Here is a 20,480-nt window from a genome sequence, read left to right as displayed (position 1 = left end):
CCCGCACATTCAGGACCGAGAAATTCTGCACTTTCCTTTCCCCACCTCTGATTCTGTGCCAGGCTTTCACGCTTTATTCTATAGCGTGGAAAATTAAGGCCTGTTTCGTGAAAACTTCAATCTTACTGACACTCGTAGCAGCGATTAGCTGCTCTGTTTTTGCCGCCCGTGGTGGGTTTGAAACCCAGACAGCGAAACATCCACAGACTCAGCGGGTAACGGAAAGCGGGGAGCCGCTGACGCGCTGACAGGGATTGCATTAACGCCCAAATAACAGGCTGATGAGCGCACGGTAATGGCGCTCTTCTTCCTCAGTGGATGCCGTTTCAAGGCGACGCAACAGTTTGGTGCAGATTGATTTGCGATTCACATTCCCGCCCGAATTAAGAATGTCCACCACCACCTGTCCCAGCGTCTCCTGCTGCGAAGGCAGGCTTGCCGCATTGAAATAACGGGCAATGTCGTCTGCCGTTTGTGGCAGTCTCTGGGTCGGGTACATGGGGGGATTTCCTGGGTGTGAGATAAAAACGATCGTATTGCGCGAAGTTATACAAAAGCAGTGCATCTGTACAGCAATTTCAGCCATGAGGGTAAATGCGTTTATTATCCCGGGAACCAGGTCAACGCGAGGCGGTTTAAAGTAAGACGCCGGGGACGTCCATCAGGCTGATTGGCCCCGGACAGGCGTCCGGCGCCATGAAAAATGAACAGCAACGACCTGTACATGATTAACGATAATCTTTAAGGGAAATCGGCGCCTGTCCGGTCTCTACCAGCCAGTTCAGTTCGGCGCGATCGCGGGTTGTGGGATCAATGAAACCTTTGAGCCAGTTTCGCGCGTCTGAAATCTGCTCTACCCGATCATCGCTGCGCTCATTCTCTGCCATTTCACCTAACTGCCGAATCAGTGATATCAGGGTGATTTCCTGCTCTTCAAACGCCAGATTAATGGCTGCTTCACCAAGAATCATATGACCGGTTGTTTTATCGTGATAAACCATCTCTACCCTCCTGATTAAATAGCGATATAAATAGTCTAGTTAAAGGTGCTCCGGACTAAAAGGCCGAAAACGCCGGACAGAGACGGTGCAAATTACCGAAAATATATGGAACCTTTAAGGCAGGATGTAACCCCATGATTATAAATGATAAAAAAGGGCATGCTGATTCGGCAGAAAATCACTGATTTATTATGCTGGTCAAAAAAGAGCGGGGTTGCCTGAAATTCAGATAAGCAGAACGTGTGTATCTCATATTTTTTAATACTTCTGGCACAAGATCCGACCGGGCTTAGCAATATTATTGCCACGCCATACTAGCTATTTCTGGTTTATAAAATATCGATAATAAAAGAAGGGCAGCGCCAGGCAGTGCTCTGCTTACAGGCAAAAATAAAGCCGCCCTCAGGCGGCTTTATTAATTGGCTAACAGCACACGCATTATTTGTGCGGAACTTCAGAGACGGCTTTAACGTCTGCTTTATTAATCTGTTGCTTCACGCCATTTGCGTCGGTATACGCCAGCAGGCCGGCATCCGATTCAGAAGGCTTGCCATCACTAATAATGGTGCGTCCATCGTTAGTCTGAATCGCATAACTGGTACGGGTGCAGCCGGTTAATACGGTCATACCAATCAATGCGGCGAGAGGTAAAATCAGCGCTTTTTTCATCGTTTTCACCTTATATTAGTTGTCGAGTTCACTCATGTTACTGATCTCATTACGATTGATCTGCTCAGTTTTTCCTGTCTGAGCATCACGGTAAGAAACCAGACCAGTATCTGAATCAATCTGCGGTTTGCCGTCAGTCACAATGGTGCGGCCATCAGTGGTTTTAATCGACTGATTGGAAGCGCAACCTGCCAGCGTACCTAAAGAGAGGGCCAGCAACGCGATAGCTGACAGGGATTTCATTTTCATTTTTTTTACTCCATGAAGTATATCCAGACGTTTACAGCATAGACCGCTTTATAGAGTTTGCTGACCCTGCCGCGTCTCGCTGCTTGTTTTTTAGACAAAAACAGAGTGCAGGGCGGTAATTAGCAGACATGACGCCGGGAAACAGCATTTATTGCAAACGGGCGACGCCATTTATGCGTTTGATCGGATCACTCCCCGCATCGAAATAAGAACGAAGCCAGCGCGGGAAATAACACCGGTGGCGATTCCTCAAAAGCCAGAATAACCGTACGATAATACGCGACAACGACGTAATGACCCGGCGGAATGCACGGGGCCGATTCCTGGAGGGTTATCGGACCCGTGGAGAAGGGGGATCAGAGGATGGAGTCTTCGCCCGCTTTGGCGGCCGCTTTTTCTGCTTTCATGGCGCTGACCGGATCAGATGCACTCAGCCAGCGGTCAAATTTCTGGTAGGTGTCGATAAAGGTTTTAAAGTAGCTGCTGGCGATGGTGGCATTCTCTTTATGGTTCATAAACGCGACTGCCAGCTTAAATGCATCTTCATTATCAAATTTCATGTTTGTCTTCCTCGCTTAAGAATCTATAGAGCGTAGCCTGAGAACGCGGTCTGCGCATTCAGACAACCGCCTGAAAAACCGCAATAATTCAGTTTGCCAGACAGCATCTACCAGATTGACGCGGATTCCCACTTACTTCGTGCTAAATCCTTCTTATAATGCCAGCTTCACTCGTGAAGGAGACCCGCTTATGTTGAAAGGATTAACCGTTGCCGCAGTGCTGCTGCTCTCGGGCTGTAGCCTGATGCACAAACAGCCGCCGTCGCCACAGACCCTGCATTATCGCTGCGGAACGCTGCCGCTGACCGTTACGCTGGACGAGACGAAGGAACAGGTGAGCTTCATTATGGACGGCAAGCCCCTGACGCTGAAGCAGACCGTCTCCGCTTCCGGCGCACGCTACAGCGATGACAACTATGTTTTCTGGTCCAAAGGAAACGGCGCATTTATCGAACGTAACGATAAAATTGTCGTGAATGATTGTGAGCTGCAACCCGCCAGCTGACGTGTTATCTGAATAGGCGAGCATTATGAGCGACAGCGAAACGCTACACACCATTGCCCATCTGCGGCGTGAATATACCCGCGGTGGATTGCGTCGTAAGGATCTGCCGGACAATCCGATTGCGTTGTTTGAACAGTGGCTGAGCCAGGCCTGTGAGGCGAAACTGCCCGATCCTACCGCCATGACCGTGGCCACCGTGGATGAGCAGGGTCAGCCGTGGCAGCGTATCGTGCTGCTGAAACACTTTGATGCACAGGGCATGGTGTTTTATACCAACCTTGGCAGCCGTAAGGCGTTGCAGCTGGCGCACAATCCGCGCATTTGCCTGCACTTCCCTTGGCACTTTCTGGAACGTCAGGTGATGGTGCTGGGCGAAGTGGAAAAACTGTCGCCGCTGGAAGTGCTGAAATATTTCCACAGCCGGCCGCGCGACAGTCAGATTGGGGCATGGGTGTCGAAGCAGTCGAGCCGGATTTCGGCTCGCGGCATTCTGGAAGGGAAGTTCCTTGAACTTAAGCAGAAGTTCCAGCAGGGCGACGTGCCGCTGCCCAGCTTCTGGGGGGGATATCGGGTGAAATTTCACACGGTGGAGTTCTGGCAGGGAGGCGAACATCGTCTGCACGATCGTTTCATCTATCAGCGCGATCAGGATGGCTGGAAAATCGACCGTCTGGCACCCTGAATCTGCACGATTTTCCCCTATCAGCGCTGGCACAGAAGGCGTCAGCGCTTTATGCTATAGCCCTGATTTTTTTCGATTCCGCAAGTCAGCGGAAAGCTGTGTACCAGCATAGGTGCAGTCTGATCAATTTGGAGTCAGTAATGACCAGCAGTAACCTGATACAACAATTGCAGGAGAGGGGCCTTATCGCCCAGGTGACGGATGAAGACGCGTTAACAGAGAAACTGGCGCAGGGGCCAATTTCGCTCTATTGCGGCTTCGACCCCACTGCTGACAGCTTGCATTTGGGCCATCTGGTACCGCTGCTCTGCCTGAAGCGTTTTCAGGATGCCGGCCACAAGCCGGTGGCACTGGTCGGCGGTGCCACCGGCCTGATTGGCGACCCGAGCTTTAAAGCCGCAGAGCGTAAACTTAATACCAGCGAAACCGTCAATGAATGGGTTGAAAAGATCCGCCAGCAGGTGGCGCCATTCCTCGACTTCGATTGCGGCAGCAACAGCGCCATCGCCGCCAACAACTACGACTGGTTTGGTGGCATGAACGTGCTGACTTTCCTGCGTGATATCGGCAAGCACTTCTCTGTTAATCAGATGATTAATAAAGAAGCGGTGAAGCAGCGTCTGAACCGTGACGATCAGGGCATCTCCTTTACCGAGTTCTCCTACAATCTGCTGCAGGGTTATGACTTCGCCTGCCTGAACGAATTGCACGGCGTGTCGCTACAGATTGGCGGCTCCGATCAGTGGGGTAACATCACTTCTGGTATCGATCTGACCCGTCGTCTGCATCAGAACCAGGTCTTTGGCCTGACCGTTCCATTGATCACTAAGTCTGACGGTACCAAGTTCGGTAAAACCGAAGGCGGCGCAGTCTGGCTGGATGCGAAGAAAACCAGTCCGTATAAGTTTTATCAGTTCTGGATTAACACTGCGGATGCTGACGTCTATCGCTTCCTGAAGTTCTTCACCTTCCTGAGCATTGAAGAGATCAACGCGCTGGAAGAAGAGGACAAAAACAGCGGCACCGCACCACGCGCGCAGTATGTGCTGGCTGAGCAGGTTACGCGCCTGGTGCATGGCGAAGCGGGTCTGTCAGCGGCGAAACGCATCACCGCCAGCCTCTTCTCCGGCTCTGTGAGCGAGATGACCGAAGCTGACTTTGAGCAGCTGGCGCAGGATGGTATGCCAACCATCGTACTGGGCGCTGACGATGATCTGCAGCAGGCACTGGTAAAAGCCGGGCTGGTACCGTCACGCGGCCAGGCACGTACCATGATCGGCTCCAATGCCGTCTCGCTGAACGGTGAAAAGCAGTCTGATGCAGAATACCGCTTCAGCGACAGCGATAAACTGTTTAACCGCTATACGCTGCTGCGTCGCGGCAAGAAACATTACTGCCTGATTAACTGGCAGTAAGATTTCAGGGCCGGTCTCCGGCCCTTTTTTTATGGCAAGGCAGGACAGGGCAAACAAGTGAAAAATATTTTAGCGATTCAGTCGCACGTTGTTTTTGGTCACGCCGGTAACGCCGCGGCTGAGTTTCCGATGCGCCGCCTGGGTGCAAACGTCTGGCCGCTGAATACCGTGCAATTTTCCAACCATACGCAGTATGGCCACTGGACCGGCACGGTAATGCCTGCGACCCATTTAACCGATATCGTTAAAGGGATTGCGGACATCGACCGTCTGAAGACCTGTGACGCGGTGCTGAGCGGTTATCTCGGCTCGGCGGAACAGGGTGAGCAGATTCTGCAGATTGTTCGTCAGGTTAAAGCGGCTAACCCGAATGCCTGGTATTTCTGCGACCCGGTGATGGGTCATCCGGAGAAGGGCTGCATTGTGGCGCCGGGTGTGGCGGAATTTCACTGCAAAATGGCGATGCCTGCCAGCGATATTATTGCCCCGAATCTGCTTGAGCTGGAGATGCTGAGCGAGCGCACCGTCACGGACGTCGACGCGGCGGTGGACGCTGCGCGGGCTCTGATTGCTCAGGGACCGCGTGTGGTACTGGTGAAGCATCTGGCGCGGGCGGGTCGCCGCAGCGATCGTTTTGAGATGCTGCTGGTGACGGCGGAAGACGCCTGGCACATCAGCCGTCCGCTGGTCGATTTCGGTGTCCGTCAGCCGGTCGGCGTGGGCGATCTGACCAGCGGTCTGCTGCTGGTCAATCTGCTGCACGGCAAATCACTGCAGGATGCGCTGGAGCACGTCACTGCGGCGGTGTATGAGGTGATGCTGAAAACTCATGAGATGGGTGAGTATGAACTGCAGCTGGTGGCGGCACAGGATGCCATCGCCAGTCCGACGCAGCACTTCGCGGCAGAAAAACTGTAACGCATCAGGGCCGGTTAACCGGCCCTGCACACTCAGGCTAAGCCTTCCGCTTTAAGCGCTGCCTGCACTGCAGGACGTTCCGCAACACGATCAAACCATGCCCCCAGCGCCGCGTAGCCGGACAAATCCAGTCCCAGCGCTTTTGCCCAGCGCGTCACCACAAACAGATAAGCATCCGCCACGCTGAAATGCATCCCCATCAGCCACTGTTTGTCACGCAATGACTCATCGACATAGCGGAATTTCGCTTCCAGCTGGCTGCGGGTCTGCGCTTTCACCTCATCGGAGTAGCCTGGGCGAAACAGGGGGCCACAGCTTTTGTGCAGCTCGCTGCCGATGTAACTGAGCCACTCCACGGTGTGATAACGTGTCAGGCTGCCAACCGGCGCCAGCAGATGACGATCGGGTTTGAGATCCGCCAGATACTGTACAATCGCGATGCCTTCCGTCAGCACAGTGCCGTCGCTGAGCAGCAGCGCAGGCACCTGGCCTTTAGGATTAACCTGGCGGAAGTCGTCACCGCGTTCAGTGAGTTTTGTTGCCAGATCAACATTCACCTGAGTGAAGTCCAGCCCGCATTCGCGCATAACAATGTGAGGAGAGAGCGAGCAGGCGCCTGCTTTGCAAAACAGTTTCATGACCATGTACTCCTTGTTGCAATGGGATCACAGCATAGTAAAGACTCAGAGTAGGATTACCAGTGATAAGGATCAGGTATCTGATAAGGGCGTTACTGTGGGACATAAAAAAAGCCGGGCAGAGCCCGGCTTAGCTAAAACGCGGTGGCGGTTACGCCTTCACGTCTTTTAATGTTGCGTCGCTGTCCTGTGCCTGAGTCATACGGTTCAGCAACGGCGCCGTAATCAGCATCAGCAGGGCAATTACCGCCGTCACGATACCAATTTCCTGGAATACACGGCTGTAGGTCGCCAGCGAAACCAGGGGATCATTCACGTTTTCAGGCACGGCCATCAGGTTTGCCACTTTACCGGCAATCACTGCTGCACCCGCGGTGGTCAGGAACCAGGAACCCATGATGAAGCCCATCAGGCGCTGAGGCACCAGCTGCGCCACCATCGCCAGGCCAAGGCCGGAGATCATCAGCTCACCGATACTCTGAAGCGCATAGCTCAGAATCAGCCAGTTAACAGAAACGATACCGGCATCGCTGGCGAACTTCGCGCCCATCGGCAGCACCAGGAACGCCGCAGAGCAGAGCACCATACCAAAGGCAAACTTGTGCGGCATCGGTAATTTATCGCCCAGCTTGTTATACAACGCCGCCAGCAACGGACTGGCCAGCATGATCCAGAACGGGTTCAGCGCCTGGAACTGCTCCGGCGCAAAGGTGATGCCGAAAATGGTGTGCTCAACGTTGCGGATAGCAAAGAAGTTAAGTGATGTTGGCATCTGCATATAAAGCACGAAGAACAGAATCGCTTCGACCATCAGCAGGAAGGCAACAATCATCTTACGACGCGCCGCGCCCTGCAGCGCAAAGGCCTCTTTGGCAAACACCAGTACGATACCGAGCGCAATCACCGCCAGTACCAGTCGTGCGATAACCTGGTGATGCAGCATCCAGTCAGCCAGTGCGATCAACACCACCACGCCAACCAGCGTCATCAGTAGTTTGCCGACCTGCAGCGGTGCAAAGTCCGGCTTCGAGCCGTAATCCCTGACCATGCGTTTGCAGAACAGGAAGTTAAACAGAGTAATAATCAGACCGATAACGCACAGTGAGAAAGCCACGCTGTAACCATATTTCGCCGCTAACCACGGTGTCAGCATCATCGAGAAGAGTGAACCGATGTTGATCGACATATAGAACATGGTGAACGCACCGTCTAAACGCGGATCATCTTTGTCGTAGCAGGTTGAGAGCAGTGAAGAAGGGTTAGCCTTGAACAGGCCGCTGCCCACCGCGATGGTGGCCATACCGACGTAGACAATGCTGACGTTATGACCGGAGAACGCCACCAGGGCATAGCCCAGGGCCAGCACCAGGACGCCCAGCACGATGACGCGTTTAGTGCCCAGCACTTTATCACCGAGCCAGCCGCCAATCGCGACCAGACCATAAACCAGCGCACTGAATGAAGAGAACAGGGTAATGGAGTCTGATTCAGACAATCCCAGTTGCTTCACCAGGTAAACCGCCATAATGGCCTGCAGGCCATAGAAGCCAAAACGTTCCCATAACTCAATCGAGAAGATTAAGTAGAACGCCTTCGGCTGTTTAAACGCATTGAGACTGACAGCCTCATCAGTGTGTTTGTTTGCAGTTGACACATGTACCTCAGTTTTTTCATACCCTGTTTCGGGACAGGAATTAAGTCCGCGTCATGTGAATTTTCCATGCGCAAGATTGTTATTAGAAGGGAAAAGCGGCGACTAATTTGGCTGATAACGGGCGACAGGGCAAGAATTTTCTGACAACCCGTCAGGTTCAGAAATGTTGGGTTAAAAAACTTATAATAAACTGTTAATTGGTTTTAAATGTTGAGCCGAACAAAAATATCAGTTCAGATACTCTGTATAATCACCGCACGCTGGAGAGTATTAACATTAACTGCTAATACGGGGTTAACCAGATAAATCGGTTGTTGAATAATAAACAGGCAGCATTAATAGCAGGCCACTGGCTAATTCACAGCCAATGTGACGAATTATCAGACATTACCCGCCCGTGATTGCCGGAAAAACAGTCAAACAGCGATCCTGCGCACAAAGAGATGATTTAATTCTGAAAGGAAAAAAAGAAATCGATTGCGTCGCGCGGCCTGGCACGGGAGCAAAGGGGGGATCACAACAGGCAGGAAGAGAAAACAGACACCGCCTGCCGGTGAAAACCGGCGCAGTCGTGTTAAAAAACTTATCAATACGCCGCCACGAAATCTCTCGCTCGACAGGAAATTAACATTCCGGTAACCTCTCAATTTCCCCCAGAAGGATCAGTTCATGTCGTCTCCCCTGCGTTTATCTCTCGTTGGTGACTACCGCGCCGATGCGGTTGCCCATCAGGCCATTCCCCTTGCTATTGAACGTGCTGCCCGCTGGCTGAACATCCCCGTTGAGGCGGACTGGATAGCCACCGACCAACTGAATGAAACAGACCTTACGCGCAGTGATGCGGTCTGGGTCGTGCCTGGCAGTCCTTATCGTAACGATGAAGGTGTCTTTGACACCCTTCGCTGGGCGCGGGAGACCGGGAAACCTTTGCTGGGTTCCTGTGGGGGATTCCAGTATGCGGTGATCGAGTATGCACGCAACGTACTGGGCTGGCACGATGCCAGTCATGCTGAAACTGACACCGGCGGACGGAAGGTCATTGCCCCGCTGAGTTGCTCGCTGGTGGAGCAGCGCGGCAGGGTAAGATTTGAAGCGGGTTCCCGTATCGCTCAGGCTTACGGGACGCTGGAAAGCGATGAGGGCTACCACTGTAACTTTGGCGTTAACCCGGAATTCAGTGACGCGCTGGGCGATAACACGCTGCACATTACCGCCTGGGATGAAGCCGGTGACGTACGCGGCGTGGAGCTACCTGCTCATCCTTTCTATGTGGCCACGCTGTTCCAGTCTGAGCGCGCGGCACTGCAGGAAAAAGACTCTCCGCTGGTGATTGCCTGGATGCAGGCTGCGCTGGCGCAACGATAAACGCTGCCATCCTGTGACAGTGTCACAGGATGGCATTGATCAGCGTAACAGGGCCGGGCGTTTTGCGTTAAATGACCAGTTATCAATCAGAAACTGCATGCCCAGCGCGTCGTTTCGGTTTTTATCGGGCAGCGAATTGTAGAGTTCATGAGCAGCTTCGACCCGCGCCATATTCAGAGTAATACCCAGCCCGGGCCCCTCAGGCAGTTCCAGAAAGCCATTCCGAATCTGCGGCGCATGCTGCGTCAGCTGCTGGCCATCCTGCCAGATCCAGTGGGTATCAAACGCAGTCAGTCGATCGCCCGGTGCCGCGGCCCCCAGATGCGCCACCATTGCCAGTGACACATCAAAATGGTTGTTTGAGTGGCAGCCGGTTGTCAGGCCCCATTCATGACACAACTGCGCCACGGTATGTGCGTTACGCATCGTCCAGAAATGCGGGTCGGCCAGCGGGATGTCGATGGCATTAAGCTGTAAGGCATGCTGCAGCTGTCGCCAGTCATTGGCGATCATATTGGTGGCGACCGGAATACCCGTGGCTCGCTTAAACTCCGCCAGCGTTTCCCTGCCGGAATAGCCCTGCTCCGCGCCGCAGGGGTCTTCCAGATAGGGAATACGGCCCGCCAGCTGTTTGCCATAATAGATAGCCTCATCCAGCGACCAGCTGGCATTGGGATCAACCGTTACCCGCGCCTGAGGAAAACGTGTCAGCAGGGCGTTAACCGTCTCCACTTCCACTTCGGCATGATGTACGCCGCCCTTCAGTTTAAAATCCCGGAAGCCATAGCGATCGGCTGCCGCCTCCGCCAGCCGCACTACGCCGTCCGTATCCATCGCTTTCTCATGACGCAGTTGCAGCCAGGCATCACCGCCAGCGTGGCCCGCCTGATAGTTCATGCTGGTCAGGTTACGGTCGGCGATATAGAACAGATAGCCGAGGACGGGCACCCGATCGCGCTGTTTACCGCTGGCGAGCAATTCAGCAACCGGCAGATTCTGGTGCTGACCCAACAGGTCAAGCAGCGCGGCTTCAATGGCCGCGGTGGCGTTATAAAACTTCTCCGGATTCATCTGCGGAATATGAATGTCGTCGGTATGCGCGGTCTGCTGGTGTCGTGCGTCGCTGGCAAATAGCGTGGCGACGGTGGCATTCAGCCGGAGCAGGTCGCTGCCCTCAATCTGCGGACGAAAGCGCGCCAGCAGCGCCAGCGTTGAAGCGTGGCAGGGACTTTCACCGACGCCGGTACGGCCTGCGGAATCGGTCAGGATCACCAGGATGCGGGTAAAGTAGCAGTTGTGCGCACCGCCAATGTTCAGCAGCATGCTGTCATATCCGGCGACGGGCACGACCCGCATTGTTTTAATGACTGGACTGTCTGACATGTTGATTCTCCATAGGATCAAGGGAAGGCGGGGACGGCTTGCGGCGCAGCAGCAGCCAGAGTCCGGTCAGCAGCGAGACGCTGGTCAGGGCATAGAGGCCGCCGGTGGTGGAGCCGGTCTTCATCTCCAGATAGCCAAACACTGTCGGTGCGAAGAAGCCGCCAAGGTTACCAACAGAGTTCACCAGCGCAATCCCAGGCGCAACAATCGAGGCGGGCAGTTCTCCCTGCGGCATCGGCCAGAAAAAGGTGGCGCTGACTTTCGAGCCGATACAGGCCACGATCATCGCCAGGAAGCCAAACCATGGGGAACCCAGTGTAGCCATAAAGGTGCCGCAGGCCGCGACCAGCATCGCGACGCCCAGCGCTTTATCGAGTTTGTCGCGGTGGCGGTCTGAAAAGCGACTCAGCAGGTTGATGGCAATAATGGCGCAAAGCCAGGGCACGGCGGTAAGAATGCCGATGCCAAAACTGCTGAAGCCCTGAATACGCTGAATAATCTGCGGCAGCCAGAACACCAGCGTATAGCCTGTCATGGTCATGGTGAAGAAGATGGCGCAGAAGAACAGCAGGCTGCGATTGCGTAACAGCGACATTTTACCGGGCGCGCGGTTAAGCTCGTCACGCTGTGCCTCTTCATTATTCAGCTGCAGTACCAGCGCCTGTTTTTCCGCATCGCTCAGCCAGCGTGCGTCGCCGGGGCGTGACACCAGTACCCATGCGGCGAGAATACCGACCAGCACGGAGGCACCGCCTTCGAGAAACATCACCCATTTCCAGCCGGCAATGCCTAAAAAATCGTGCATCATCAGAATGGCGCCAGTGATCGGCCCGGAAAAGAGGAAGGCGCCCGCGGTGGCACTCAGCACCATCGCAGTGGCCCGGCCACGCCAGGCATTCGGGACCCACTGGCGGAAATAGAACAGTACGCCGGGAAAGAAGCCTGCTTCCGCCACGCCGAGTAAAAAACGCAGCAGGTAAAACTGGATGGGTGAGGTGACGAAACCCGTTATGACCACCACGAATCCCCAGGTAATCATGATGCGTGTCAGCCAGACGCGGGCACCGAAGCGCTTCATCATCAGGTTACTGGGGACCTCAAACAGCGCATAGCCGATAAAAAACAGGCCCGCACCCAGACCAAAGGCCGCCGCGCTGATCCCGGCATCGGTGCGCAGTTCCGCCTTGATAAAGCCTATATTCGCGCGGTCGATCTGGTTAATGATCAGCATCACCACCAGCATGGGGATGATATGGGTGAAGAACTTTTTGATGGCGGAGGCGATCAGCTCATCGTGCTGCGGGGACAAAGCGCTATCCATCGGTCTTCCTCGTAAGAAACGTAAAGAAGAGCAAAGTGTAGGGCGCGCAAAAGGGCAACTCTATGGGCATTCGCCCAGGACCCGATGGGCGTCCGGCCTGGACGATTGTGTTATCAATATGTTACGGGGTGGAGTGGGCGAAGCGGCTAAGCAAAAGTGTGGCAGCGATCAACGTCGTCAGCCCGCTGACGTCAGGAGAAGAGCGGAGTACCGACAGTCACAGCAGACAGGCTTCAGCCGCTAACCTGACGGCGCTGGGCAATCTCTTCCGCACGCAGCAGCAGTGCCTGCAAATCATCCTCATCAATATCCAGCAGTTCACCGTCCTGTAAAGCCTGATGCAAATCAGCACGCGTCAACGGGACCGGCATGGCGACCGGATCAGGTTTAATTTCCTGAGGCGCCAGCGGGTGGGGATAGCGGCGACCGGCCAGATTATTAAGCAGCAGAGCCAGGAGCGCCAGAGTCAGCGAGTTAAGCAGGATCGGCGTAAGGACAAACTGATAACCCAGTTGCTGCACTGAAGGCCCGCCCAGAATAGCGGTCAGTGCCACGGCGCCGCCGGGCGGATGCAGACAGCGCAGCTGGAACATCAACAGGATCGCCACGCAGGCCGCGACGCCGCAGGCAATCGCCGGATCGGGGATAAGCTGGCTGACGGTGACGCCCGCCAGTGCGGACAGGGTGTTGCCGCCGACTATCGCCCACGGCTGCGCCAGCGGACTGGCGGGCAGACCAAAGAGTAAAACCGCCGAAGCACCTACGGGCGCGACAAACCACAGATTCAGCTCCCCCAACATCCAGTGACTCAGCAGACTGGTCAGCACCAGGCCAATGCCCGCACCCAGTCCGGCAATCACCACATGCTTTTTGCTTACTGTCAGCGGATGTGGCCAGAATCGTGCCAGAAACAGGTGCAGCGGATGCCTCTCTGCAGTAGAACCTTTGATCATTACTTTACTCACCGTGTCATAACATTTTCTTATCGTCAGGGGCGGCGATTTTCCATCATCAACATCAATGTAACAACCCGACAAACTGTAGAGGTATTCAGGCGAGCCAGCGCGCGCAGCGAAAAGGGGCGTCAGGCTTGAAAGAGGGTTGCAGAGGGTTTAACCAGACAATAAAAAACCCGCCGCAGCGGGTCAGTCAGGCGAATCACTCGACTTTATCGGGATACTCGCAAAGATCTTCAATCAGGCAGGCGCCGCAGCGCGGCTTACGCGCCACGCAGGTGTAGCGGCCATGCAGAATCAGCCAGTGGTGGCAGTCAACCTTATAGGCGGCCGGAACCACCTTCAGCAGCTTCTGCTCCACCTCTTCCACATTCTTACCCGGCGCAAATTTTGTCCGGTTGCTGACGCGGAAGATGTGAGTATCAACAGCAATTGTCGGCCAGCCAAAGGCGGTATTCAGCACCACATTGGCAGTTTTACGACCCACACCGGGCAGGGCTTCCAGCGCCGCACGATCTTCCGGCACTTCGCCGTTGTGCTGCTCAAGCAGAATGCGACAGGTCTTAATCACATTTTCCGCTTTGCTGTTAAACAGGCCGATAGTTTTGATGTATTCCTTTACGCCATCCACGCCCAGCGCCAGCATCGCGGCAGGCGTATTTGCCACCGGATAAAGCTTTGCGGTGGCTTTGTTGACGCTGACATCGGTCGCCTGCGCCGAGAGCAGTACTGCAATCAGCAGCTCAAACGGCGAGCTGAAGTTCAGCTCGGTGGTGGGATGCGGATTGTTCTGCTGCAGGCGATGAAGAATCTCGGTGCGTTTAGTCTGGTTCACACCGGCTTCCCGACGGCGTTCTGAGGTGCCGCGTTTTCAGCAGCCTGAGCACGCAGGGCTGCCCGCTGTTTCATCTTCTGATCGATCAGGTATTTACCCGCCAGCATCATGCCCAGGCCAATAAACGCGCCAGGCGGCAGCATCGCCAGCAGCATGGGTGAATCGAAATGCACCACTTCGATACGCAGCGATTTCGCCCACGGGCCAAGCAACTGATCGGCACCGTTAAACAGCGTGCCACTGCCGATGATTTCACGCAGCGAACCCAGCACCACCATGGCGCAGGTCGCGCCCATACCGATGGCGAAGCCATCGAGCGCGGCAAGCGGGATACTGCTTTTAGAGGCGACCGCTTCCGCACGGCCCACCACGATGCAGTTGGTCACGATCAGCGGAATAAAAATCCCCAGCGACTGATAGAGACCGTAGGCATAGGCGTTGATAAGCATCTGCACGCAGCTCACCACCGAGGCGATGATCATCACATAAATCGGGATACGGATTTCTGACGGCACCCAGCGGCGCGAGGCCGAAATAAAACTGTTGGTCAGGGTCAGCACCAGCGTGGTAGCCAGACCTAAACCCAGCGCATTGGTTGCCGTCGCCGTGACCGCCAGCAGCGGGCAGAGGCCCAGCAGCTGCACCAGTGCCGAGTTGTTCTTCCACAGTCCACCCACCAGCAGACTTTTAGCTTCACTCATTTGCGTCTCCACATGCCGGTAACGAAGAGAGTCTCTCCGGAAGCGTTTTCATCAACAGCGCGGTGCGTTTGGTCGCATTGACCACCGCGCGTGGGGTAATGGTGGCGCCGGTGAATTGATCAAAGTCGCCGCCATCTTTCTTAACCGCAAACGCTTTATCCGCCGGACCATGAACCACTTTGCCATTGAAGCTGTTGATCCAGTCAGAGATGCGTAATTCGATCTTATCGCCCAGGCCAGGCGTCTCATGGTGTTCGACCACCCGCACGCCCAGTACTTTACCCTGGAAATCAGCACCGACCAGCATCTGTATCGCACCAGAATAGCCGTCAGGCGCAGTTGTCTCCAGTGCGGCAGCGACCGGCTGGCCGCCTTTACGCGCCAGAAAGAGATGGTGCGGGGCATTATTGCCCAGTGCAGCATCTGTGACAACGTAACAATCCTGCTGGATGTTATTGTCATAAAGGTCGGTGGGGACTACCTGATCCAGCAGGTTTTTCTGCTGCAGCAGGGTCTGATGTTCCACCGTCGGCCTGGTGACGGTGTTGACTACCGCCGTCGCTGCCGTAGTAATCGCAGCGAAAATCGCCAGCGTGACCCCATTTTTGCGAATCGTCTCCAGCATCGCTTACTCCTTCTGATGGCCGTAAACGCGCGGCTGGGTGTAGTAATCGATGAGCGGCACGCAGATGTTTGCCAGCAGCACAGCAAATGCCACGCCATCGGGATAACCGCCAAAGCTGCGGATCAGCCAGACCAGCAGCCCAATCAGCGCACCATAGATCAGGCGACCCCGGTTGGTGGTGGAGGCAGTCACCGGGTCGGTGGCAATAAAGAACGCGCCCAGCATGGTGGCACCGGAGAACAGGTGAATCAGCGGGCTGTTCAGCGATTCCGGTGAGAAGAACACGCCCAGCGTGGCGCAGAACGCCAGTGACAGCAGCATGGCAGCAGGAATGTGCCAGCGAATCGCACTTTTCCACAGCAGGAACAGGCCACCCGCCAGATAACCGACGTTAACCCACTGCCAGCCAAGGCCCGCCAGCACGCCGCTGTAGATCGGCTGGGCCAGCAGCTGTCCGGCGCTGTGCCCGGCGCGTAAACCGGTTTTAAAGGTATCAAGCGGTGTCGCCTGGCTAATGCCATCCACACCCATCTGCAACTGCTGCATCGTTTCGCCCGCCAGCGTGTGGCCGTGGAATACCATGCTCAGACTGTCCATCAGTCCGGGCTTGATCGCCTGAAGGGTGTCAGGCGGCAACCAGCTGGTCATCTGTACCGGGAAGGAGATCAGCAACACCACATAGCCGACCATCGCCGGGTTAAACGGGTTCTGGCCCAGCCCGCCATAAAGCTGTTTAGCAATGACGACTGCAAACAACGTACCGATCACCACCAGCCACCAGGGTGCCAGCGGTGGCAGGCTGATACCGATCAGGACGGCGGTCAGCAACGCGGAGTTATCCGCCAGCGTGCTGGCGACCGGCGCTTTGCGCAGCCGTAAAATTGCCGCTTCCGTCAGCCAGGCGGTCAGCGTTGCCAGTAAAACCTGCAAAAAGGTGCCGTAGCCAAAGAAATAACACTGTGCAGCAAAACCCGGCACCGCGGCCAGCACCACCAGCAGCATGATGTTTCCAGTGCTGCGGCGATTATGGGTGTAGGGAGAACTTGCGATACGAAAAGCCATTTAATCCTCAAGCGTCGTAGACGACTGCGCTTTACGCGCTTTGGCACGGGCGATGGCGGCAGCAATAGCGGCTTTGCGCGCATCATCGGGTTGATTCAGTTCAGGTGCCTGTTCAGGTTCAGCATTAGCGTTATTGGCCTGTTCCTGAGCCTGCTCCGCATTCTCTACTGCAAAGTGTGCAGCAGTGGCCAGTGCTGCAGCGTCGCGTGAAGCCGCATCCGCGTCACTTTCAGCCTGTGCCGCTTTCTTCGCTTTGGCGCGGGCGATGGCGGCCTGAATCGCGGCTTTACGCGGGTCGGTCTCCGCGGCGGCGTCTGAAGCAACTTCTGGAACGCTATCCGGTGCAGCCGGAGGCGTGGCCTCATTGCTGCCTTCAGCCTGTGCGGCTTTCTTCGCTTTGGCACGGGCGATGGCGGCCTGAACGGCGGCTTTACGCGGGTCGGTCTCCGCGGCGGCGTCTGAAGCGGCTTCTGGAACGCTATCCGGTGCAGCCGGGGGCGTCGCTTCATTGCCTTCAGCCTGCGCCGCTTTCTTCGCTTTGGCACGGGCGATAGCGGCCTGAACGGCGGCTTTACGCGGGTCGGTCTCCGCGGCGGCGTCTGGAACGCTATCCGGTGCAGCCGGAGGCGTGGCCTCATTGCCTTCAGCCTGCGCGGCTTTCTTCGCTTTGGCACGGGCGATGGCGGCCTGAACGGCGGCTTTACGCGGGTCGGTCTCCGCGGCGGCGTCTGGCGCGGCTTCTGGAACGCTATCCGGTGCAGCCGGAGGCATCGCCTCATTGCCTTCAGCCTGTGCCGCTTTCTTCGCTTTGGCACGGGCGATGGCGGCCTGAACGGCGGCTTTACGCGGGTCGGTCTCCGCGGCGGCGTCTGTAACGCTCACCGGTGCAGCCGGAGGCGTCGCCTCATTGCCTTCAGCCTGCGCGGCCTTCTTCGCTTTGGCACGGGCAACGGCGGCTTCGACAGCGGCTTTGCGCGGATCGACGCTGGCTTCAGCCCCGTTCTCTACTGCATCAGCCGGCGTGACTTTCTTCGCTTTCGCCCGGGCAATGGCTGCTTCAACCGCCGCTTTACGGGGATCGATGGACTGACGCGTTACCGGCTGGGTTTCAGCCTGGGCCTCGGCCTGACGCAGACGCGCCTGCGCATGGCGGGCTTCACGCTGAGCGTCAAGGGTTGCCTCATCCGGCTCAGGGGTCTGGCGGGCTTTCACTCGCGCTTTTGCAGCCGCCAGTTCACGGGTATCTGTGCGGGCCACACGCTGTTTCGCCTCTTCATGACGCGCTTCGCGGGCCTGCTTCTCACGCTCCAGTCGTGCCTGACGCGCTTCAAAGCGTGCTTTGGCTTCCAGCGTGCGTTTCGCTTCCAGATCGATGGCGCGCAGTTCCGCTTTTTCCTGACGGTAATATTGTACCAGCGGAATGTTACTCGGGCAGACATAGGCGCAGGCGCCACATTCGATGCAATCATCAATATGGTGTGAACGCGCTTTATCGTGATCGCCGCCCTGGCTGAACCAGTAAAGCTGCTGTGGCAGCAGTTTAGCCGGACAGGCATCGGCACAGGCGGAGCAGCGAATGCACGACTGCTCTTCGTCGTTGTTGCCCATCTCACTGGCAGAGGGGGCAAGAATACAGTTGGTGATCTTCACCACCGGCACATCCAGCGATGGCAGAGTAAAGCCCATCAGCGGACCGCCCATAATCACCATCTGACGCGGTGCAGGTGTAAATCCGACGTGGTGCAGCAGATGGCTAATTGGGGTGCCGAGACGACTCCAGACGTTACGCGGCTGTGCAATTGCCTCGCCGGTCAGTGTCACCACGCGCTCAGTAATCGGCTCACCATTGATAATGGCCCGTTTAACAGCCCAGGCGGTGCCGACGTTCTGCATCAGCACACCGATATCAGTGGAGCGTCCGCCGTGCGGTACTTCCATGCCGGTCAGAATGCGGGTCAGCTGCTTGGCACCGCCGGAAGGATATTTGGTCGGAATCACCCGGATTTGCAGGTCGCGCTCGCTACCCAGCGCCTGTTTCAGCGCAGCGATCGCTTCAGGTTTATTATCTTCAATGCCAATCATCACCCGCTCGGCCTGGAGCACCCAGGCAAGAATGCGGCTGCCTTCCAGCACTTCGGCGGCGTAGTCCTGCATCAGGCGATCGTCAGCGGTGATATAAGGCTCGCACTCGGCCGCATTGATAATCAGGGTTTTAACGCCGCGCAGGCCGCCTTTCAGTTTGGTGGCAGTAGGGAATCCCGCACCGCCCAGGCCCGCGATGCCCGCGTCGTGAATACGCTGTACAACATCCGTGCGCGGATGCTGACGGTAGTCAGGCAACGGATCGAGCGGCATCCAGCGGTCATCGCCATCAGGCGTCAGGAAAATGCAAAGCTCGGACAGCCCCGATGGATGCGCGGTCATATGCTGACCAATATCTTCAATCACGCCGGAGGTAGGCGCATGGACCGGCAGCATACGGCCCGTGCCAAACGTCAGAGGCTGACCGCGCAGCACATGGTCGCCAGGCGTAACGCAGATCTCACCTTCGTGTCCGATATGCTGTTTCAGCGGAATAATAAAACGGTGCGGCAACGGCAGTTCGCTGAGCGGCGTGCCGTTGGACTGGGTTTTCATTTCCGGCGGATGAATACCCCCCTGAAAATCCCAGACCTTCTCTTTTTTCAGGAAGTTAAACAGATTAAGCATGAGTTTTTACCGGGATCACCCGTACAGGAATGGTATTCAAATCCCACTTCCAGCTAGCTGGTGTGGTTTCAACCGGACGCATCTCAATACAGTCAGTCGGGCAGGGTGCCACACAGAGATCGCAGCCGGTGCAGACATCGCTCAGCACAGTGTGCATGGCGCGGGTTGCCCCGACAATCGCATCTACCGGACAGGCCTGAATACATTTGGTGCAGCCAATGCAGTTGGCCTCATCAATAAAGGCGACGGTACGTACCGGCTCTTTCGCCGTTTCATCACCATCAATCGGCTGCGGTTCCACGTTGAGCAGCGCAGCCAGCTTGAGCATGGTCTGCTCACCGCCTGGCGCGCATTTATTGATCGCTTCACCGTTGTTGCCGACCGCATCCGCATAAGGACGGCAGCCAGGATAGCCGCACTGGCCGCACTGGCTCTGCGGCAGAATGGCATCAATCTGCTCAACGATAGGATCTTCTTCCACTTCAAAGCGGCGCGAGGCGTAACCCAGCAGGGCACCGAACACCAGGCTCAGCGCACTTAATACCGCAACAGCAATCCAGATCGCGGTCATCAGAATTTCACCAAGCCGGTGAAGCCCATAAATGCCAGCGCCATCAGGCCCGCAGTAATCAGGGCGATGGAGTTGCCTTTAAACGGGGCAGGAACATTCGCCAGCACCAGGCGCTCACGCATACCGGCGAACAGCACCATCACCAGCGAGAAGCCGATTGAAGCGCTGAAACCATACAGCGCGGCCTGCATAAAGGTGTGGTTAAGGTTGACGCTCAGCAGAGGCACACCCAGTACCGCACAGTTGGTGGTAATCAGCGGCAGAAAGATACCCAGCAGGCGATAGAGCGACGGGCTGGTTTTACGCACTACCATCTCGGTGAACTGCACCACAACAGCGATGACCAGGATATACGCCATGGTCCGCAGATAGACCAGGTCCAGCGGCAGCAGGATCAGATGGTTGACCAGCCAGGCGCAGATCGAGGCCAGGGTGATCACGAATGTCGTGGCGAGGCCCATGCCAATCGCCGTTTCCAGTTTTTTGGAAACGCCCATAAAGGGACAAAGGCCGAGAAACTTCACTAATACGAAGTTATTCACCAGCACGGTGCCAACAAAGAGAAGCAGATAATCGGTCATTTTTTCGCCTGGGAGCCAGAAAGCGGCTTATTATCATTGATAGCGCGACGTATCTCAACACCCGCGCCACCCGCAAGGCG

At 56.0% G+C, this 20,480-nt stretch carries 22 protein-coding genes; 5 read left to right on the top strand and 17 right to left on the bottom strand.

From position 1 onward, the window contains the following. Positions 1-259 precede the first annotated feature (259 nt). The 5 genes from ycgZ to ACR8BF_RS10215 all read right to left on the bottom strand — a co-directional run bounded on the left by ycgZ (position 260) and on the right by ACR8BF_RS10215 (position 2,479). Positions 260-499 (bottom strand): regulatory protein YcgZ, encoded by a 240-nt coding sequence (gene ycgZ, locus ACR8BF_RS10235; RefSeq protein WP_434744900.1) that lies wholly within the window; start codon positions 497-499, stop codon positions 260-262. Positions 500-728: 229 nt separating this feature from the next. Beyond that, positions 729-1,001: a hypothetical protein gene (locus ACR8BF_RS10230; protein WP_313699055.1), complete on the bottom strand. Its 273-nt coding sequence runs from the start codon at positions 999-1,001 to the stop codon at positions 729-731. A gap of 438 nt (positions 1,002-1,439) precedes the next feature. Continuing rightward, positions 1,440-1,670, bottom strand: coding sequence for a YgdI/YgdR family lipoprotein (locus ACR8BF_RS10225; RefSeq protein ID WP_003848985.1), 231 nt, complete (start codon positions 1,668-1,670; stop codon positions 1,440-1,442). Between the two features lie 15 nt (positions 1,671-1,685). Next, the gene (locus ACR8BF_RS10220) at positions 1,686-1,919 is read right to left on the bottom strand and encodes a YgdI/YgdR family lipoprotein (protein ID WP_010245442.1); all 234 of its coding nucleotides are present in this window, start codon (positions 1,917-1,919) and stop codon (positions 1,686-1,688) included. 356 nt (positions 1,920-2,275) lie between these two features. Next, positions 2,276-2,479, bottom strand: a complete 204-nt coding sequence (locus tag ACR8BF_RS10215; protein WP_003848989.1) for a hypothetical protein — start codon at positions 2,477-2,479, stop codon at positions 2,276-2,278. 190 nt (positions 2,480-2,669) lie between these two features. Between ACR8BF_RS10215 and ACR8BF_RS10210 the strand changes: the two genes are divergently transcribed. The 4 genes from ACR8BF_RS10210 (at position 2,670) to pdxY (ending at position 5,999) form a co-directional block, all read left to right on the top strand. Next, complete coding sequence (locus ACR8BF_RS10210) at positions 2,670-2,984, top strand: MliC family protein (protein ID WP_179895846.1); 315 nt, start codon at positions 2,670-2,672, stop codon at positions 2,982-2,984. A gap of 25 nt (positions 2,985-3,009) precedes the next feature. Next, positions 3,010-3,666: a pyridoxamine 5'-phosphate oxidase gene (gene pdxH, locus ACR8BF_RS10205; RefSeq protein WP_179895845.1), complete on the top strand. Its 657-nt coding sequence runs from the start codon at positions 3,010-3,012 to the stop codon at positions 3,664-3,666. A 140-nt stretch (positions 3,667-3,806) separates the two neighbouring features. After that, positions 3,807-5,081, top strand: a complete 1,275-nt coding sequence (gene tyrS / locus ACR8BF_RS10200) for a tyrosine--tRNA ligase (RefSeq protein WP_179895844.1) — start codon at positions 3,807-3,809, stop codon at positions 5,079-5,081. 57 nt (positions 5,082-5,138) lie between these two features. Next, a complete protein-coding gene (gene pdxY / locus ACR8BF_RS10195) occupies positions 5,139-5,999 on the top strand; it encodes a pyridoxal kinase PdxY (protein WP_013357761.1) in 861 nt (286 codons plus the stop codon). A gap of 32 nt (positions 6,000-6,031) precedes the next feature. On the opposite strand, the gene gstA is transcribed toward pdxY, so the two are convergent. Beyond that, positions 6,032-6,637 carry a glutathione transferase GstA gene (gene gstA / locus ACR8BF_RS10190; RefSeq protein WP_434744899.1) on the bottom strand — a complete coding sequence of 202 codons (606 nt, stop codon included), beginning with the start codon at positions 6,635-6,637 and terminating at the stop codon, positions 6,032-6,034. Positions 6,638-6,788: 151 nt separating this feature from the next. Further along, positions 6,789-8,291 (bottom strand): dipeptide/tripeptide permease DtpA, encoded by a 1,503-nt coding sequence (gene dtpA / locus ACR8BF_RS10185; RefSeq protein WP_179895842.1) that lies wholly within the window; start codon positions 8,289-8,291, stop codon positions 6,789-6,791. Between the two features lie 669 nt (positions 8,292-8,960). Between dtpA and ACR8BF_RS10180 the strand changes: the two genes are divergently transcribed. Beyond that, entirely contained in the window at positions 8,961-9,656 is a 696-nt protein-coding gene (locus ACR8BF_RS10180; RefSeq protein WP_434744898.1) for a CTP synthase C-terminal region-related (seleno)protein, read from the top strand. Positions 9,657-9,695: 39 nt separating this feature from the next. Here the strand turns inward: ACR8BF_RS10180 and ACR8BF_RS10175 are convergent, their stop codons facing one another. The 10 genes from ACR8BF_RS10175 to rsxA all read right to left on the bottom strand — a co-directional run bounded on the left by ACR8BF_RS10175 (position 9,696) and on the right by rsxA (position 20,400). Further along, positions 9,696-11,039, bottom strand: coding sequence for an enolase C-terminal domain-like protein (locus tag ACR8BF_RS10175; RefSeq protein ID WP_434744897.1), 1,344 nt, complete (start codon positions 11,037-11,039; stop codon positions 9,696-9,698). Then, entirely contained in the window at positions 11,017-12,360 is a 1,344-nt protein-coding gene (locus tag ACR8BF_RS10170; RefSeq protein WP_292992667.1) for an MFS transporter, read from the bottom strand. The genes ACR8BF_RS10175 and ACR8BF_RS10170 overlap by 23 nt, the downstream gene beginning before the upstream one ends. A 233-nt stretch (positions 12,361-12,593) precedes the next feature. Continuing rightward, positions 12,594-13,313 carry an HPP family protein gene (locus tag ACR8BF_RS10165; RefSeq protein WP_292993049.1) on the bottom strand — a complete coding sequence of 240 codons (720 nt, stop codon included), beginning with the start codon at positions 13,311-13,313 and terminating at the stop codon, positions 12,594-12,596. 205 nt (positions 13,314-13,518) lie between these two features. Further along, on the bottom strand, positions 13,519-14,151 hold the full coding sequence (gene nth, locus ACR8BF_RS10160) for an endonuclease III (protein WP_061062392.1): 633 nt from the start codon (positions 14,149-14,151) through the stop codon (positions 13,519-13,521). Continuing rightward, positions 14,148-14,852 carry an electron transport complex subunit E gene (locus ACR8BF_RS10155; protein ID WP_003849003.1) on the bottom strand — a complete coding sequence of 235 codons (705 nt, stop codon included), beginning with the start codon at positions 14,850-14,852 and terminating at the stop codon, positions 14,148-14,150. Before ACR8BF_RS10155 ends, nth begins: the two co-directional genes overlap by 4 nt. Then, complete coding sequence (gene rsxG / locus ACR8BF_RS10150) at positions 14,845-15,477, bottom strand: electron transport complex subunit RsxG (RefSeq protein ID WP_292992660.1); 633 nt, start codon at positions 15,475-15,477, stop codon at positions 14,845-14,847. The genes ACR8BF_RS10155 and rsxG overlap by 8 nt, the downstream gene beginning before the upstream one ends. A gap of 3 nt (positions 15,478-15,480) precedes the next feature. Next, on the bottom strand, positions 15,481-16,539 hold the full coding sequence (gene rsxD, locus ACR8BF_RS10145) for an electron transport complex subunit RsxD (protein ID WP_292992658.1): 1,059 nt from the start codon (positions 16,537-16,539) through the stop codon (positions 15,481-15,483). After that, positions 16,540-19,248 (bottom strand): electron transport complex subunit RsxC, encoded by a 2,709-nt coding sequence (rsxC, locus tag ACR8BF_RS10140; RefSeq protein WP_434744896.1) that lies wholly within the window; start codon positions 19,246-19,248, stop codon positions 16,540-16,542. It abuts the gene before it with no gap. Then, positions 19,241-19,819, bottom strand: a complete 579-nt coding sequence (gene rsxB / locus ACR8BF_RS10135) for an electron transport complex subunit RsxB (RefSeq protein ID WP_434744895.1) — start codon at positions 19,817-19,819, stop codon at positions 19,241-19,243. Before rsxB ends, rsxC begins: the two co-directional genes overlap by 8 nt. Beyond that, on the bottom strand, positions 19,819-20,400 hold the full coding sequence (gene rsxA, locus ACR8BF_RS10130; protein ID WP_136198741.1) for an electron transport complex subunit RsxA: 582 nt from the start codon (positions 20,398-20,400) through the stop codon (positions 19,819-19,821). Before rsxA ends, rsxB begins: the two co-directional genes overlap by 1 nt. Positions 20,401-20,480: the final 80 nt, after the last annotated feature.

Source organism: Candidatus Pantoea rara (assembly GCF_051136265.1).
GTDB lineage: Bacteria > Pseudomonadota > Gammaproteobacteria > Enterobacterales > Enterobacteriaceae > Pantoea > Pantoea rara.
The sequence above is the reverse complement of the archived record's forward strand: the minus strand, read 5'-3'. Positions and strand labels throughout refer to the sequence as shown.